The organism is Neobacillus niacini (assembly GCF_000759675.1).
In the GTDB taxonomy this organism is placed as follows: domain Bacteria; phylum Bacillota; class Bacilli; order Bacillales; family Cytobacillaceae; genus Neobacillus; species Neobacillus niacini_A.
The window spans coordinates 1-17,673 of record NZ_BAWM01000114.1 but is presented as its reverse complement, the minus strand read 5'-3'; the positions used below and the strand labels follow the sequence as shown (position 1 = coordinate 17,673).

The 17,673-nt window shown below is 37.6% G+C and carries 14 protein-coding genes; 10 read left to right on the top strand and 4 right to left on the bottom strand.

Features of this window, described 5'->3' with window-relative positions:
• Window positions 1–166 precede the first annotated feature (166 nt).
• The gene (locus tag TR08_RS24255) at window positions 167–895 is read right to left on the bottom strand and encodes a hypothetical protein (RefSeq protein ID WP_045522641.1); all 729 of its coding nucleotides are present in this window, start codon (window positions 893–895) and stop codon (window positions 167–169) included.
• A 155-nt stretch (window positions 896–1,050) separates the two neighbouring features.
• On the opposite strand from TR08_RS24255, the gene TR08_RS24250 reads away from it, so the two are divergent.
• Entirely contained in the window at window positions 1,051–3,996 is a 2,946-nt protein-coding gene (locus tag TR08_RS24250) for a PD-(D/E)XK nuclease family protein (protein WP_045522638.1), read from the top strand.
• Window positions 3,989–7,189, top strand: a complete 3,201-nt coding sequence (locus TR08_RS24245) for a UvrD-helicase domain-containing protein (protein ID WP_045522636.1) — start codon at window positions 3,989–3,991, stop codon at window positions 7,187–7,189. Before TR08_RS24250 ends, TR08_RS24245 begins: the two co-directional genes overlap by 8 nt.
• Window positions 7,190–7,207: 18 nt before the next feature.
• Here the strand turns inward: TR08_RS24245 and TR08_RS24240 are convergent, their stop codons facing one another.
• Complete coding sequence (locus TR08_RS24240; RefSeq protein ID WP_045522634.1) at window positions 7,208–7,633, bottom strand: acyl-CoA thioesterase; 426 nt, start codon at window positions 7,631–7,633, stop codon at window positions 7,208–7,210.
• Window positions 7,634–7,648: 15 nt separating this feature from the next.
• Window positions 7,649–8,110 (bottom strand): hypothetical protein, encoded by a 462-nt coding sequence (locus TR08_RS24235; RefSeq protein WP_045522632.1) that lies wholly within the window; start codon window positions 8,108–8,110, stop codon window positions 7,649–7,651.
• Between the two features lie 283 nt (window positions 8,111–8,393).
• Between TR08_RS24235 and TR08_RS24230 the strand changes: the two genes are divergently transcribed.
• The 7 genes from TR08_RS24230 (at window position 8,394) to cls (ending at window position 15,781) form a co-directional block, all read left to right on the top strand.
• Window positions 8,394–9,566 carry a multidrug effflux MFS transporter gene (locus tag TR08_RS24230; RefSeq protein WP_081954649.1) on the top strand — a complete coding sequence of 391 codons (1,173 nt, stop codon included), beginning with the start codon at window positions 8,394–8,396 and terminating at the stop codon, window positions 9,564–9,566.
• On the top strand, window positions 9,523–11,124 hold the full coding sequence (locus TR08_RS24225) for a M1 family metallopeptidase (protein ID WP_045522631.1): 1,602 nt from the start codon (window positions 9,523–9,525) through the stop codon (window positions 11,122–11,124). The genes TR08_RS24230 and TR08_RS24225 overlap by 44 nt, the downstream gene beginning before the upstream one ends.
• A gap of 253 nt (window positions 11,125–11,377) precedes the next feature.
• On the top strand, window positions 11,378–12,109 hold the full coding sequence (locus TR08_RS24220; protein ID WP_045522629.1) for a DsbA family oxidoreductase: 732 nt from the start codon (window positions 11,378–11,380) through the stop codon (window positions 12,107–12,109).
• A gap of 178 nt (window positions 12,110–12,287) precedes the next feature.
• Entirely contained in the window at window positions 12,288–12,689 is a 402-nt protein-coding gene (locus TR08_RS24215) for a VOC family protein (RefSeq protein ID WP_045522625.1), read from the top strand.
• Window positions 12,690–12,741: 52 nt separating this feature from the next.
• Window positions 12,742–13,386, top strand: coding sequence for an SDR family oxidoreductase (locus tag TR08_RS24210; protein ID WP_045522623.1), 645 nt, complete (start codon window positions 12,742–12,744; stop codon window positions 13,384–13,386).
• A gap of 271 nt (window positions 13,387–13,657) precedes the next feature.
• Window positions 13,658–14,263, top strand: coding sequence for a DedA family protein (locus TR08_RS24205; protein WP_045522621.1), 606 nt, complete (start codon window positions 13,658–13,660; stop codon window positions 14,261–14,263).
• Window positions 14,264–14,332: 69 nt separating this feature from the next.
• Window positions 14,333–15,781, top strand: a complete 1,449-nt coding sequence (gene cls, locus TR08_RS24200; protein ID WP_045522619.1) for a cardiolipin synthase — start codon at window positions 14,333–14,335, stop codon at window positions 15,779–15,781.
• A gap of 214 nt (window positions 15,782–15,995) precedes the next feature.
• On the opposite strand, the gene TR08_RS24195 is transcribed toward cls, so the two are convergent.
• Window positions 15,996–16,304 (bottom strand): hypothetical protein, encoded by a 309-nt coding sequence (locus TR08_RS24195; RefSeq protein ID WP_045522617.1) that lies wholly within the window; start codon window positions 16,302–16,304, stop codon window positions 15,996–15,998.
• Between the two features lie 235 nt (window positions 16,305–16,539).
• Here TR08_RS24195 and TR08_RS24190 point away from each other — a divergent pair, with 235 nt between their 5' ends.
• Window positions 16,540–17,124 carry an undecaprenyl-diphosphatase gene (locus TR08_RS24190; RefSeq protein ID WP_045522615.1) on the top strand — a complete coding sequence of 195 codons (585 nt, stop codon included), beginning with the start codon at window positions 16,540–16,542 and terminating at the stop codon, window positions 17,122–17,124.
• Window positions 17,125–17,673 lie beyond the last annotated feature (549 nt).

The window sequence follows — 17,673 nt, the reverse complement described above, 5'->3', positions numbered from 1 at the left end:
TTTTGGTCACAAGACCCCGTCTTGTGACCATTTTTGCGGTATTCTTCATCAGTTTTGGTCACAAGAACTCGTCCTGTGACCATTTTTACAATAATCACAACCTAATTTGGTCACATAAACTCAATCAGAGCCAAATTCTTCCACACGATTAGTTGGGCGCTAAAATTTATTGCATGTCATCAAAGTCAAACTCACTTAATTGATCCATATGACTAGCAATCATGGCGATAATCGTACTAGCCTCTTCTTTGCTAAAAATGAAATGTGATTCGTCTTTGATTAATTCATCCTCGGTGGTCCAAATACGATTAATTCGTTTCAGCACACCGTCACCAGTTTCCGGGACTACACCAAATTGATAAGTCACTTCGACTTCATCCTCGTGCTTGAAGGCAGTGACCTCTGGAGTGTTCCATTCAACATCGATTTCTTCAAAAATATCATCACTATTTACTTGCTCAGCCTCGTAATACTCTACTCCATCATCGACCATTTCATAACAGTCTTCAACGTCCTCATACACTTCGTCTGAAGTAAGATAGACACCATCATCGGTGTAATGATCATCATCGTTCATATAATCATGTAGGCTTGCGTGTACCTCATCGATTATATCTTCTATGTCCGAAAGGATGACTTTAGCAGTATGCCCACTGTCAACATCAAAGGTATCGATGTAAAATTCTTCGTTCCCCGGATCAAAGAATAATGTGCAAAAATAGTCTCTATCGATTTCTTCTGTATTAACATCTTCTGTTTCTACAAAAAATTCGATCCTCGGGTGTTTGGCAGCTCTCTCAATTGACATTTGACCAACCTGATCATACTCTTCACAAATAGATTCCAGGTGATCCTGAAGCTCGCCACAAACTCTGTCAAACCATTCTAACGACATTAACATCCCATCCTTTCAAGGTAATCGAGGTTATTATCTCCAACAAGATATGTTTAATCCATTCATTTTTGTAAAAACATGGATTTCCCTGTCATCCTTAAATCGAAAAATGATATAATGTGACCAACAATGTGAGTCTACAATGGAGGGGTACCATGCATTCGTTAGTCAATGACCTTAACCAAATCTGTACTCAATTTCTCTTTAAGGAAAAAATCGTTATTGTTGATTCTTTCGCAATTGGAGAACAAATCAATGAAGCTTTCATTAAAGAGGGTCATCGGGGTATCAATCTTAAGTTTAAGACTGTACATAATCTTGCCATGGATCTAGTGGAATTAAATTCAGATCATCCCATTAAAGTTTTAGATGGGACAGTTGGCGTTCATTTTACCTATACGATACTGAAGGAACTAAAAGATCAGGGAAAACTCCTTTATTTTTCAGGAATGGAGATTACTCCTTCTTTTAGTCATGCCATCTATTCTACTTTTCAAATTCTCCGACTTGCAGGTTACGAGGCGAGAACACTTAAGAAGGATGCTTTCCTTGCCCCTGAAAAAGCAGAGGATCTAGTCAATATATTATCTGAATATGAAAAAATGCTTATTAACAACCAATTTACTGATAACGCTTCAATCCTAATAAAAGCTATACAATTTGTCAAAAAGGATGAAAATGCGGTTTTCGCTTTACAATCGAATTTGCACCTAACACATCTTGAGGAGCAGCTTCTTAGTAAAATCCTGCCTGAAGGGTCATTCAAACTACCGCTTGCACCTGTCTTAGGGATAAACATCCCAGAAAGGTCAAGCTTATCATCGATATCCTGGGGAGAGCCAACGCCGTTAAGCTACTTATATCAGCTTGATGAAGCAGGGAAAGGACCTATAAATGTTTTCACTTCAAAAACGGAGGAAATGGAAGTGAAACATGTATTAGAAAAGATAAAATCATTGAAAGCACCGCTTGATGAGAGTGTAGTTTTTTATACAAATGCTGATGCCTACATAACACCGTTTTTCCACCTAGCACAAAAGTTTGATATTCCAATAACCTTTGGTGAAGGGTTACCAATTTCATTTAGTCGTCCTGGACGGTTAGTTTCTGGATTAATTACTTGGATCCAATCCAATTATAGTGTGCAAACCTTTATCGATTTGCTGAATGAAGGCTTAATCACCCTTGGTGACGATTCACCATCTAAATCCAAAATCGTTAGAGTGCTCCGGGATTTACAAATCGGTTGGTCGAAGGAACGGTACCTAACACTGCTTGAAAATGAATGGAAACGATTATCTGAAAAAGAGGTAGAAGTTGAAAATAGATTACACGAATTGACATGGTTAAATCAATGGTTTACACAGATTTTTAAAAAGCTGCCAAACTTTGATCAATTTATTAATTATAAGAAATGCTTAACCGGAATTGCCTATTTTGTAAAAAATCATAGTAAAAGCAGCTCTGCACTCGATGAAATTTCAAAAACAACACTTTTGGATGAAATTGATAAAATCGTTCCATATGGTGATGAGGAACTCTCAAGGCACGATGTTTTTGAAAAAATGAATGACCTGCTACTTTCATTAATGGTAAATCAAGCGCGTCCAAAGCCAGGACATTTACATATTACTTCTTATAAAAAAGGTGTATATAATAGCATACCAAATGTATTTTTCTTGGGGCTCGATAATCGTAAGTTTCCAGGTAATTCAGGAGAAGATCCAATGCTGTTAGATACAGAGCGAATCGCTCTAGCTAACAAGCTGCCATTACTTCGTGAGAGAGGTCAGGAAAACCTGTATACGCTCCTGCAAGTTTTAGCCCATTCAACAGGTAAGGTAACAGTCAGCTATTGCGATTTTTCCATCAATGAAAATCGCGTTGTAAACCCTGCACATGTTATTCTACAATGCTATCGAATGATTACGGGCAATCAAAATGCTGAATTCAAAGACTTAAAGTTACAGGTTTCCAAGCTTGTTGCTAATGAGATATTTGAGGATAAAGACTATTGGAATGAAAAATTAATTCAAGATACACCTTCAAAAATAAACGAAGGGATACTTAATCATTTTCAGAATGTCAAAGAGGGTCTTTCGGCGGAAAGCGCTCGTTTATCAGAAAGCTATTCCGAATACGATGGATTGATTCAAATGGATGTAGAACAATATGACCCACGAATTAATCAGGAAAAAACAATGAGTGCAGGGAAACTGGAGACACTTGCAAGATGTCCTTATTCTTACTTCCTCAAGGAGGTATTAAGGGTTAGGCAAATCGAAGAAGTTTCATATGATGCGAATAAATGGCTGGACCCGGCAACTCGGGGCAGTCTGCTTCATTGTATTTTTGAAACTTTTTATAAGGAAATGACACAACAAAATGTTAAACCAGCCTATGCCCTCCATTATGAAAAAATCATGGCAATCGCTGTAAATCTCATTGAAAAAGAAAGAGAAATCCTGCCGCCGCCTAATGACAGAGTATATCAACGGGAAATGAATGAGATATTGGCATGCTGCGATATCTTCCTAAAAGAAGAAGAGGTTCATGGCGAGCAATACAATCCGCTCCAATTTGAATATTCATTTGGCATTGGGGACCAAGAACCGGCGATTATTACACTACCATCAGGAGAAGTAAAGATTTCTGGAATCATTGACCGTGTCGATCAATCTCTTGATGGCAGGTACCATATTATCGATTATAAAACTGGAAGTACCTATGGTTATGAGAAAAATAAAGCCTTTAAAGGCGGGCGTCAGCTTCAGCATATGATTTATGCATTAGCAATTGAACAGCACTTAAATCAAGGTGAGGGATCTGTGGAGGAAAGTTCTTATTACTTTCCGACCATGAAGGGACTGGCACAGCGATTTACCAGGAAGCAGGACGCTGCATTAAGGACGAATGGGTTAGATATATTGCAAAAGCTCATTGACGTGATTAAACATGGCCATTTTGAAATGACTGAGGACGAAAATGATTGTAAATTTTGCGAATACAAGTTGGTTTGCCGCCGCCACTTCTATGATAAAGACGCCCTTGAGAAGAAGCAGTCCAATCAGAAGCTAAAGGGGGTTCGCGCATATGACTAAAAAAATTATTGATCAAGCTGCTAGGGATAAAATCAAATACGAGCTGCAAACGAATTTCTTAGTCGAAGCCGGCGCAGGCTCTGGTAAAACGACCAGCTTAGTAGAACGAATGGTGAACCTCATTATCACCGGAACAGCAGAAATCCAAGAAATTGTTGCGATTACCTTTACTAGAAAAGCGGCAGATGAGCTAAAGGTGCGATTTCAATCGAAATTAGAAGAAGCATGGAAAAATGAAAATAACCTTGATATCAAATTTCGGTTAGCAGAGGCTCTTCAAAATATTGAATGCTGCTTTTTAGGGACGGTTCATTCCTTTTGTGCCAAGCTGCTTCGTGAACGGCCGATTGAAGCCAATTTGGATTTAACCTTTAAGGAACTAGAAGAGTCCGATGATTTGGAGCTTTTGGAGGAAGCGTGGCAAAGGTATTTAAAAGATGTAATGGATGATAAACCCTATCTAATTGACCAGATCAATGAATTAGGCATTAGTGTGGATCAAATCTTCCCATGGGTAGAACATCTTAAGGAATATTCCGATGTCGAATGGATAACAGAGAGTGTTACTAAACCTACTTTCACAACAGATTTTCAATTGTTCATGAAGCTGGTAAAAGAAGCAAAAAAATCCATACCGGATCAAGAACCCGCAAAAGGATATGATTCCTTACAAAAAGCGATCATGACGGCGATACAAAAAGAAAGATTGATGGATGTAACCAAAGAGAAGAACATCATTAGTATAATGGAATTGTTTAATAAAAGCTTAAAGCCGACATTAAACCGCTGGCATTCTAAAGAGGACGCAAAGTTTTACGAAGAAAAAATTACATCATTTTTTAACGTGTCAATAAAGCCATTACTCCAAGCCTGGAAGGAATATTGCCATCCGTTTATCGTAGCTATCATTCAAGAAGCGTTATCAGCCTATGAAGCTTTAAAAATGGAGCGCTCATTATTAAATTTTCAGGATTTAATGATGCATTCCTCCCAGTTGTTAAAAAAGAACCCTGAAGTAAGAAGCTATTTTCAAGAAAAATATCGCTTCTTGCTAGTAGATGAATTTCAAGACACGGACCCGCTACAAGCTGAAATTATGTTTTATTTAACGAGTGAGAATCCAAGAGAACAAATATGGACGAAGTGTAGATCCAGGCCAGGCTCGCTATTCGTGGTGGGTGACCCCAAACAAGCGATTTATCGATTCCGTCGAGCTGATATTGATACATACAACCGTGTGAAACAGTTAATGGAAGAACATGACGGTGAAGTTCTACAGTTGATCACAAATTTCAGATCCGTAAATAGTGTAACGGAGGAGTTAAATCCTGTTTTTGAAAAACATTTACCTGCCGTCGAAACCCTGCATCAAGCAGCCTATCGTCCATTGATTGCACACCAGGTTGATGATGGGACAGCATTCACGGGAATCAAACGTTTATCAGTTCCAGCAGATTTCAGTAAGAAAGATGATGTAATCCTGAAGGATGCAGAAAACATTTCACTCACGATTCAATCTCTGCTAAAACAAGGATATAGAGCAAAGGACTTTATGGTACTGACAAGGTACAATGATGGCGTTTCCCTCTATGCCAAAATGATCGAGTCGTTGGATATTCCGATTAGTATCTCGGGTGAGGTAGTCCTAGGTGAAACAAGAGAGTTTCAAGATTTATGGATTTTATTGAAATCCTTTATCGATCCTACGGATGAAGTGAGTTTTGTTGCCGTTCTTCGCGGGATTTTCTTCGGAATCAGTGATCAAGAACTGTATGAATGGAAGCAAACAAAGGGTAGATTTTCTATCTATAGCGATATTCCGGGGGATATGTCTCCTGCAATTAAGGAAAAATTTAATAACTCATTAACGATATTAAAGTTATGTCAACAGAGAATCCGTCAGTTATCTCCAACTGCTGCCATTGAAAGTATTATGGAGGTAGTAGGATTTTATCCATTGCTTTTAAAAAATGGTCGTAACAAACGCTCATATAAAAGTATGCTGCAAATGATGGAGGCTCTACGTAAACAGGAGGCTGCGGGGAATACCAACTATAAGCAAATAATTGATTCTCTTACAAAATTGCTTTTTGAAAAAACCGCTGTCGCGAATATGGAGGAAGGGGCTGATGCGGTTCGGGTAATGAATGTTCACAAAGCAAAGGGGCTCGAGGCGCCGATTGTTTTCTTGGCGCATCCTGCCAAACAGGTGAATCCAGTTTCCTTTTTATCACAGCATATTAAACGAGAAGACTATTCTTCAAAAGGCTACTTTACCTTTACAATAAAGAATGGGTTTCAAGATAAGGAAATCGCTGTTCCCCTTAACTGGGAGACGTATAATGCGGAGGAACTCATCTACCTAACAGAAGAAGAACTGCGGATTATTTATGTTGCCGCTACCCGCGCAGAAAAAGCCCTTGTGATTAGTTCGAACGGAAGCAATAAGAAAAATCCTTGGAACCTCCTATTTGAGATGGAAAACATCGAGGAAGTGGAAATTCCGGAAGTAGAGAAGGTCGAAAAGGCTGCCGCTAATGAAATCACATTTGCGGAGTACCAAGCAAAAACAGTTAGTAAACTTTCGTGGCTGGAGCAAAGCAAAGTTAAATCCTTTGAACACTGGACGCCAACGAAGGATAAGGATTTTTTAGATGTAATCGAGATTGAACGGGAAGCTGGCGGCGGAAAAGAATGGGGAACACTTATTCATGATGTTTTTGAAAAGGTCGTTCAAGGTCACGATGTGACTAAGTACATCAAAGTGGCATTAAACAGCAATGATATTCCAGCTTCACGAGATGATGAGGTTATCAATTATCTTACCAACTTACGAAATTCTCAACTATGGGATGAAATACAAACAGCCGATGAAGTCTTAACGGAAGTTTCTTTCACGTTAAAAGTAGACAAGCAGGATTCCCTTTATGCACTAATAACAAAGAATCCAGAGGATCATCATCCTTTCTTTGTAAAAGGGATTATCGATCTCATCTACAAAAAGATTGGTGAATGGATGATTGTCGATTACAAGACAGACCGGGCAAAAAGGAAAGAAGATTATGAAAAGCTGCAAGCTTTTTATAGTGCTCAGCTGTCCTTCTATAAGCAGGCATGGGAAGAAATAACGAAGGAAAAAGTGAAAAGAGAAAGTCTTTACTTCCTTGAACCAAATATGTTGGTAAATTATTAATAAAAAAATTCCTCATTTTTAAAATGGGGAATTTTTTTGATATTCTAGCTCGAATAGTTCGATTCGTTCTCTTACAAAATCAGGAACGGGGCAGGGCTTTTTTGTTTCGTGGTCAACGCTCACGTAAATAATTTCAGCCAGGAGAACAGGCTCTATTTCATCTTCTCTCGTCATCATAAAATTCATCGTCATGCTTTTGTTGCCAACTCTTTCCATCCTGCACCAAATGGTGAGCCAGTCATTAAAGAATGCTGATCGTTTATACTCGATTGTCGATTTTGCTAGAACAAAATCAAACTTTTCATCGTGGTGAAGAAGCTGCTGGAAATATTCTGTGACGGCTACATCAATATACGTTAAGTAATGTGAATAAAAAACAATCTTTTGCCCATCAACTTCCGAATAACGCACCTTTAATCGATGTGAGAAACGATAATCTACCATCTTAGGCTCCTTTCATTATTTAACCAAAACATATTCTTCTTCGGCCAATTCCTTAACCCTGTCTACAAATTTAACGACTGTCTTATCACTTGCAAACCATAAGAATAATTTAAATATCGCTTTTAACGGTTTATTCGTAGCTGTGTATTTGAAACGTGTTTTATGTTCATTTATTTTCTTTAATTCATACGCAGCAGTAATTTCAAAAATGTTTGCCAAGGTAAATCCAACCTTCATTTTTTTATGATCGGGAGTATTCAAATATTCTAATGTTTCAACATCATACTCTTCAATCCGTTTACCTTCTTTATACTGCTGGCGATAGATCGTCCCAACGCCTTCTTCCGTCACCTTCACGGGTGTATTCCCAACGACTTGAGGCATAATCTTTTGCATTTTTTCTAAAGAACCATCAAATAACTCCCATATCTTCGCAATAGGAGCGTTAATTTCAATTTCTTTTGTCCATTCCTTCATCCTGAAACACCTCATATTATATAATTATTGTAATTTTCCCAAAAAAATAACAAGTAATACAATATTCTATTTTTACATTAATAATCCTCTCTATTGTACCAAAGCTTACTAATGAGGTACGAAGGAGAAAAACTTTGTTTCTAAGTTTGATAATTTGATTTATAGTAACCATAATTGGAATTTTAAAAAACGAATGTATGAAGGGAATGAATTAAATTTGGGTTCTTCTTTAAATAGTTCAATAGATAATCCAAGGACTATTTCTCGCTCCAAACGCTTATGGATGGCTATGGTGTTAGGGTCATTAGCAGCCTTTGCCCCCTTATCCATTGATATGTATTTGCCCGCACTACCCATAATAGCTGATTACTTTCATATCAGCCCGTCTTTTATTCAGCTAAGTCTAACCTTTTTCTTGGTAGGATTATCTTTGGGACAGCTCTTTGCGGGGCCAATTAGTGATATTCGCGGGAGGCGTAAACCACTTTTAATTGGTTTAATGATTTATTTTGTCGTTTCAATATTGTGTGTATTTAGTCCTTCCATTTGGACATTCATTCTGTTGCGTTTCATTCAAGGGCTGGCTGGATCTGTAGGGATGGTTATCTCAAGGGCGATTGTACGAGACTTATATACTGGAACTGAATTAACCAAATTCTTTGCCCTCCTTTCTCTAGTAAACGGGGCTGCACCGATTTTAGCTCCAGTTGCGGGTGCTCAGATCCTTAGATTTGTCCCATGGCAAGGGATCTTTATTGTCCTAGGTTTAATCGCAATTGTTATGTTTATTGTCGTCCTTTTCGGATTATCGGAAACACTTCCTGATGATAGTCGGTTACAAGGTGGAATCAAAAATACCCTTTTGACATTTCGAAATCTTATCTTTGACCGGAGTTTTATTGGGTATGCATTTTCGCAGGGACTTGTTTTCGCCGCAATGTTTGCTTACATATCTGGTTCTCCCTTTGTGGTGCAAATCCTATATGGTGCTTCGCCACAAATGTTTAGTCTTATTTTTGCAATCAATGGGATTGGAATTATGATTGCAAGCCAAATAACTGGTAGACTAGCAGGAAGGATTCAGGAGTCAAAGCTATTAGTCTTCGGATTATGTATGTCCTTTTCTGGTGGTATTGTCTTGCTTATTCTTCTGCTGCTTCAGGTAGAGTTATGGATGATTTTAGTCCCATTATTTTTTGTTGTATCAAGTGTCGGTATCGTTAATACTGCAGGATTCTCGCTCGCCATGCAAAAGCAAGGTAAAAATGCAGGCAGTGCCTCCGCACTGTTAGGTGTATTATCACTAGTATTTGGCGGGTTAACTTCCCCTTTAGTTGGAATAGGGGGGGGAGAATCCGCAATCCCTATGGGGCTCGTCATCGTATTCGCCTCAAGCGGAGCAGTCATTTCTTATGTTTTTCTGGTACTTAGAAAAACAAGACAAAAAGATGCATAATAAAATAATCTCCTGCCAGTGCCAGAGGCCACTGAAAAAGTACCACAAAACAAAAAAGGGGAGAGGTTATTGGCTAGCTGCTGTTTTGATAGCACTTGCGGTATTTTGCGCAGGGTGTAAAGAAAAAAACTCCAAGGAAACTACTGGAACCAATAAAGGTGATAATAAGGCTCCAACTTCAGAGGCTGAGAAATTCATTCCGACAGAATACGATTCTAGCGTGAAAGTTAATGTAGAGGAGAAAAAGTTAACGGGCGCACTTAAAGTGAAGGCTACAAACAATACCGGGAAAAATCAGGACAAAATTTACTTTCACATATACCCTAATCAGTTCCGTGAAGCTGTTGATCTACTAGGTGGATTTTGGTGTCAAATCATTGATGAGAATTCTGAACCCGGTTCGATGGAGGTTACGGAAGTTCAGGTAAATGGAAAGGGAGGAAGTTTTGAAATAAAAGACACGGTCCTTGAAATACCATTGGACAAATGGAAAAAGGGTGAAGCGATTGACCTTGAATTGAAATTTACAATGAAAGTTCCGAAGAATAATGGTCGGTTCGCCTATGATGAGAATGGGATTTGGCTTGGAAATTGGATACCCATTCAGGCTGTATATGATAAGAGAGGCTGGGTTACAGATCCGTATCATTCGGTAGGAGATCCTTTTTATAGTCAGGTTGGGAAGTATACTGTCATAGTAACTGTACCGAACAATTATAAAATTGCGAGCACCGGTAAGGAAAAAGAAGCTGTAAAGGAACAGGATGGAACTTTGACCTTCACAACTTCAATTGAAAATGTACGGGACTTTGCCATGGTAATTATGGATGAAAACTACCAAAAGTTATCAGATCAAGTAGGGGAAACCACCGTGAATACATGGTACCTGGCTAGTGACAGCCAGGAGGCGGCAAAGCAGAACCATGAAGCAGGGATAAAAGCATTATCCTATTTTAGTGAGGTTTATGGACCATATCCGTATCCGGAATATGATATCGTTCGGACTGGTATGTTTACAGCAATGGAATTTCCAGGTTTGATTTACCTCCCCAAAAACATACTTGAAAGTAATGAAACGGAGATTGGCTCAGTTGTCCATGAAACTGCACATCAATGGTGGTATGGAATGGTGGGCAATGACGAAGTAAAAGAACCTTGGTTGGATGAGGCGTTGGCGACCTATGCGTCCACGAGATTGATGTTAGAAGAATTTCCGGAGCATGGTGCTGGAGATTTAGAGATGAGAAAGAATATGACACAAGGAACGGAAGTCCATGAAAGAGGAGGCATATTTATAGGTAGTCCTGTTGATAAATTTAAAAACATTGGATCCTATTCACAGCTTGTCTATCAAAAAGGTGCCTTAATGCTGGATAACCTTGAAAAAGAAATTGGGAAAGAGAAAATGGATCAATTGCTTCAGACTTATTTTATAGAATATCAATATGAAATCGCATCAGGAAATGACTTCATCTCAGTTTTTTCGGAAGAACTGGGACCTACAGCAAAGGATTACTTTGAGGCATGGTTAAGTGGTAAGGAACCTGAATTTAAGTAATAAATGAAGGGAAACGCCTCCGGGATTAGGGTGCGTTTTGGTTTTTAAGTTGATTTGTAGATATCCATGATTAATGTGTTGATATATTCAAAAAGTGTGTAGATATATTCAAAAAATGTGTAGATATAGGATGAATTTGTGTAGATATCCTTTAAATATGTGTAGTTTTAACCAATTTGTGAGTGAGCATGATTTTTAAGTTTTTTATAAGGCTGTGATACTATAAGAATGAATCGTAGAAAGAGGTGTAACCATGAAAATAGAAGTATGGTCTGATTTTGTCTGTCCATTTTGTTATATAGGAAAGGCTCGTTTAGAGGAGGCATTGTCTCAATTTCCACATAGGGACAGTGTTGAAGTAGAATTTAAAAGCTTTGAGCTGGATCCTAACTCACCATCAAATAGTGAGAAAAGTATCCATGAATCATTAGCTTCAAAATACGGGATGAGTATTGAACAAGTAAAGCAAATGAATCAAAATGTGGGTGAGCAAGCGGCTACTGTTGGTCTGACGTTTAATTTTGATAACATGAAGCCAACCAATACCTTTAACGCTCACCGATTGGCGAAATTTGCGAAAACACAATGGAAAGAAGCTGCTATTACAGAAAAACTTCTTTATGCTTATTTTACGGATTCCAAAAATGTAGGTGACCTAGAAACTTTAGCTGATATTGCCGTGGCGTCAGGGCTTGATCGCGAAGAGTCATTAAAGGTTCTACAAGATGAAAAAGCGTATGCAAATGATGTCCGTATCGATCAATCGATTGCACAGCAATATCAGATTACCGGTGTACCATTTTTTATTGTCAATCAAAAATATGCCATCTCTGGTGCACAGCCAACATCTACTTTTGCAGAAGCACTTCAAAAAGTATGGGAAGAAGAAAATCCAGCTCCTGTACTGCAGGACCTTTCAACAGTTAGTGCAGAAGACGCAAGCTGTGTGGATGGCAACTGTATTATTCCTGAGAAAAAAGAATAGCTCTACGATAACTGCATCTATTAGGTGCAGTTTTTTGCTAGGTCAGATGTAGGTGATGATGGGAGATCCTTCATTATTACCAGAATATCGATGTGATCGCCCCAATTATCTTGGTTGGATATGTTATTCTAATTGTGTATGTAAATACTAATATGGTTGAGTAAAGGAGAGATTGTAAATGACGAAGGTTACACCTTTTTTAATGTTTGAAGGAAATGCGGAAGAAGCAATGAATTATTACATTACATTGCTAGAGAATTCAGAAATCACCAGCATTACACGGTATGGTCCCAATCAACCAGGTGATGAAGGAAGCGTCATGCATGCGACGTTTTCATTAAAAGGGCAGGAATTTATGTGTATTGATAGTAATGTAAAACATGCATTTACTTTTACACCATCGTTTTCTATTTTTATTACATGTGATACTGAAGAGGAAATTGACAGACTTTATGAGAAATTAGTGGATGGCGGTGGTCCTCTAATGCCGCTAGATAATTATGGATTTAGTAAAAAGTTTGGCTGGATTGTGGATAAATTTGGTGTGTCCTGGCAGCTTACCCTTCCATTATTTGAATAAGTTGTTCTCACAATGAAATAATAGGCGTAAACAAGGTAAGGAGCTAACAACGATGAACGTATTAGTGGTTGGAGCTAATGGGCAGGTTGGAAAACTTCTTGTTAATCAGCTCAGGGACAGTCATGAACATACTGTCAAAGCGATGGTTAGGAAGGAAGAACAAGCAGAGGCTTTTAAAAAACTTGATATAGAAGTAGCAGTTGCCTGCTTAGAACAAAGTGTCGAAGATATTGCTCAGGCTGCAAGAGGCTGTAATGCCATCATATTCACCGCCGGATCTGGTCGGAATACTGGATATGATAAAACACTGCTAATTGATCTTGATGGTGCTGTCAAAACAATCGAAGCGGCAGAGATAGTAGGAATTAAACGCTTCATTATGGTTAGCGCAATTCAGGCACACAGAAGAGAAAACTGGCATGAGAAAATGCTTCCATATTATGCTGCAAAATACTATGCAGATAAAATGCTTGAACAAAGCGAACTAACCTACACAATAATCCGTCCAGGTGGGCTATTGAATGAGCCGGGGACAGGAAAAATCACAGCATCAGAAGATATAAGAAGCGGGAAGATACCACGTGAAGACGTGGCAAAAACCATTATCCATTCCTTAACAGAAGAAAATACATACTACAAGTCATTCGACCTCGTTTCTGGTATAGTACCCATTAGCGAAGCACTAAAACTGCTTTAACAAAGCCAGTTGAATAAGAATTCTGCGATAAATGAATTTTATCAGCGATAAAAAAATATATCAGCGATAAACGAATTATATCAGCGTTAGCCAACTAAATTAGCGAAACTCTGAAAAGCATTTGAACTCTCAAATGCTTTTTTCATTGAAAATTGGTTTTAATTTTACCTGCAAAAAATATAGTAATTAGAAGAAGACGACCCATTTTGAAACTTTTCCGATAGCTAAACGTAAGACTATAAACGTTATTTTTCAATCAATGGAGGCTATTATGGAATTATGGATCAAAGAATTTATAGAACAGTTTGGGTACTGGGGAGTATTTCTCCTCATTGCACTTGAAAATATATTCCCTCCTATCCCATCAGAAGTAATTCTAACTTTTGGAGGATATATGACGGCTCAAACCAATCTGAATGTTCTTGGAGTTATTGCTGCGTCCACGTTAGGTTCAGTGTTTGGTGCTGTCATCCTTTACCAACTCGGCGCCATACTAAATGTAAACAAATTGGAGATAGTAATTGAACGATATGGGCGATTCCTACGTTTAAAAAAAGAGGACCTCTACCGCGCTGATGCATGGTTTGGCAAATATGGTATTTGGACGGTTTTTTTCTGTCGCTTCATTCCTCTTATCCGCAGCCTAATTTCAATCCCTGCAGGAATGGCGAAAATGAATTTCTGGCTGTTCGTCAGCTTCACAACCTTAGGCACCATCATTTGGAATACACTGTTGATCAATCTGGGGGCAAGTGTAGGTGAAAATTGGGAAGTCGTTGTGGATAGAATGGACCAATATTCTAATTATATATACCTAATTTTAGTCATTCTCCTTATCGTCTTCATCGGATGGCAGAGAAAAAGAAGAAGATACTAGGATAAACTACAAGTAAATATGAAAGAAATCTGCTAAAGTATTTTTATGTCGATTGAGAGGGTTTTTGCCATGAATATTACGTCTTTATTATTAGGCTTTTTACTTGTTTTAAATATCATTTTGGCCCTCATTGTCATTTTTCAAGAAAGAAGGGACGTTGGTTCTACGTGGGCCTGGCTATTAGTTCTATTTTTTATTCCAATCTTGGGATTTGTGATGTATTTATTATTGGGACAAAATTTAAGTCGAAAACGGCTTTTCCAATGGGATGATCTTAAAAAGACTGGTTTTGAAAAAGCATTAGAAACGCAATTGACCAAAATTCGTTTGAATCAATTCTATTATCGCAATGATGTAACACAGGATAACCATGATTTGATATACATGCATATGATTAACAATCAAGCCATCCTAACAGAGGATAATTCTGTTGAGATCTTTACAGACGGTAAAGAAAAATTTGACCAGTTATTTAAAGATATAAAAGCAGCCAGGAATTATATTCATATTCAATATTACATCATTAAAAATGATAACCTGGGCAAAAAACTTATAGAGGCTTTGACAGTAAAAGCGAAGCAAGGAGTAAAGGTTCGAATTCTTTATGACGAATTAGGATCGCGTAGCTTGCCGAAAAGATCATTTAGAGAATTTCGGAAAGCTGGAGGACAAGTGGAGGTCTTTTTCCCATCTAAATTTCGGTTTATAAATCTTAGGATGAATTATCGGAACCACCGAAAACTAGTTATTATTGATGGGAAAATTGGCTATGTGGGCGGTTTCAATGTTGGTGATGAATATTTAGGACTTAATAAGAAATTTGGCTATTGGCGGGATACCCATTTACGGATTCAAGGGACTGCTGTTTATGCTCTCCAGACCCGTTTCATCCTGGATTGGAATCAAGCCTCAGATGACCAAGATGTTGACTATGTTCCTAATCTTTATCCGGAGGATATTTCTCATGGGAAAATCGGAATTCAAATCGTGACAAGTGGTCCTGATTCTGAATTTCAACAAATTAAGAATGGCTATATAAAGATGATTTTGTCCGCAAAAAAATCTATTTATATCCAAACACCTTACTTTATCCCAGATACAAGTTTGTTAGATGCACTAAGAATCGCCTGCTCATCTGGAGTGGAGGTCAATATTATGATCCCAGATAAACCAGATCACTTATTTGTTTATTGGGCAACTCTCTCACATGTTAGTGAATTATTAAAAGTTGGCGCAAAGGTCTACATCTACAAAAATGGTTTTATTCATGCTAAAACACTGGTTGTCGACGAAGAAATCTCTTCCGTTGGTACTGCGAACATTGACTATCGAAGCTTTAAACTCAATTTTGAAGTAAATGCCTTTTTATATGATGAAGGGGTATCTAGAAAACTAACGGAAACTTTTAAAGAGGATATAAAGGTATCGATGTTACTGACGTTTGAAGGTTACCAAAAACGTTCTTTAGAAGTTCGTCTTAAAGAATCTATTTCTAGACTACTTTCTCCTATTTTGTAACCTAGAACATTCTGATAATACTTTTAAAAGGGAAATTTACTTAAAAAGTAAATTTCCCTTTTTTGTGAATAGAATTAGTGGTTATATACAGAAAAAATGATTAAGCACATGGCTTATCATGATCCTGTATCAGAATTTGAAACGAATTATATGCAAAAACGCTTGGAAAAATAGCTCCAAGCGTTTTTTAATCTTTCACTAATGATCGAAGGAATTAACGCTTTAATCGCTTTAACACTCTTTCCTCAAATTCTGCCTGATCTATATCTAATCCAATCACTTCATTTCGAAAGGACTTAAAACGTCCATTTTCCACCTCAAGTGTGAAATATCCTCTAGAACTGGATAGGTTAATATCGCCGATAATATTTTTCCTTCTGGCAGGATCAAACAAATTCACTAAGTTTGGATTGCTTGGATGTGGCTTGAAACGACAGCCTTGTTCCACACAAATTCTTACAATATTACGTACCTTTGGATTAGTAATGCTTTCAACCTTTTTTATAGCTTCCTCGTTAGCCATAGGTGTGATTCTCCTTTCCATTCTTTCAAACAGTATGCTGGTGTCAGGGGAAATATGCTTAACTACAAAAGCAACATATTAGTCTATGTACAAAATTTATAAAAAGAATAAGATTCTTTGGTTAATAAAATAAAACTCTTACAAAAGTGTAAGGTTATTGTAAGGAAAAGAAATTTGGGGATTACTGTATTTCCCATATACTCCTCTTATAGAAGTATTGAGGGGGAGTTAGGTCATGAATGAGAATTTATTTAGATTTATTAATGATTTAGGTAAAGAATATACAAGTTTTAATCTTGTTGTTGTAGTTATTGCAGAATATATGGTTATTTTCTTAGCGCTAGCGGTTCTTACATTCTGGTTTACACGCAAACACAAAAATAGAATAATGGTGATTTGTGGATTAATTACCTTTGCTGTGGCTGAAATCATCGGAAAAGTAGCTGGAAAAATTCATTCGAATCACCAGCCATTTGCCGAACTGTCTAATGTAAATAAATTAATTGAAAAAGCAATAGATAATTCATTTCCAAGTGACCATACGATTTTGTTTTTTTCGTTTTGTGTGACATTCTGGTTATTTAGAGGCGGTAGAGGATTTACCTGGGTACTGCTTGCATTTCTAGTTGGTATATCACGCATTTGGGTAGGGGTTCACTATCCAGCAGATATCCTGGTTGGGGCAATGATTAGTATTGTTTCGGCGTTTGTGGTGTTTCGTGTAGTTCCTAAATTAAGTATGATTCAAAAATTATTGGGGATTTATGAAAAAGGTGAATCCTACATCCTTCCATTAAAAAAGGACAATTATCAAGGATAATAATGAATAATAGAAGAAACCTGCTTAATCCACCAATTAAGCAGGTTTTAGTTCATTATGAATAAGGATAACTCCAATTCCATACACAATAGTTATACATAAAGGCAAGATTGTTCTATATGATATTTATAAAAGCGTGAGTTAAAAAGAAATTGGAAGATTTTTCACATTGAAGTGTGACCTACAGGATGTAAGTATAAGAAAGTTCCTTCGCGGAGTGGTCAACAACATGATGAATTAAAAATTAAGTGTTGACTCAAGCGAAGAGGATATGGTAAGATATTTTTTGTCGCTAAAACAAGTGACGAAATTGCTTCTGTGCCATAGCGCCTCGAAGAAGTTAATCTTCAGCTGGTAGCAAGAAGCAATTCATTGTAGTCTATCAAGATGTTTTTCAACGTCGAAGCCTTGTTCTTTGAAAACTAAACAAACAAGAACGTCAACAAAAATATTAGTTTCTATAGAAGAAACTAGCCAACGTAACAAAATGAGCTAATCAACTTTCTTGGAGAGTTTGATCCTGGCTCAGGACGAACGCTGGCGGCGTGC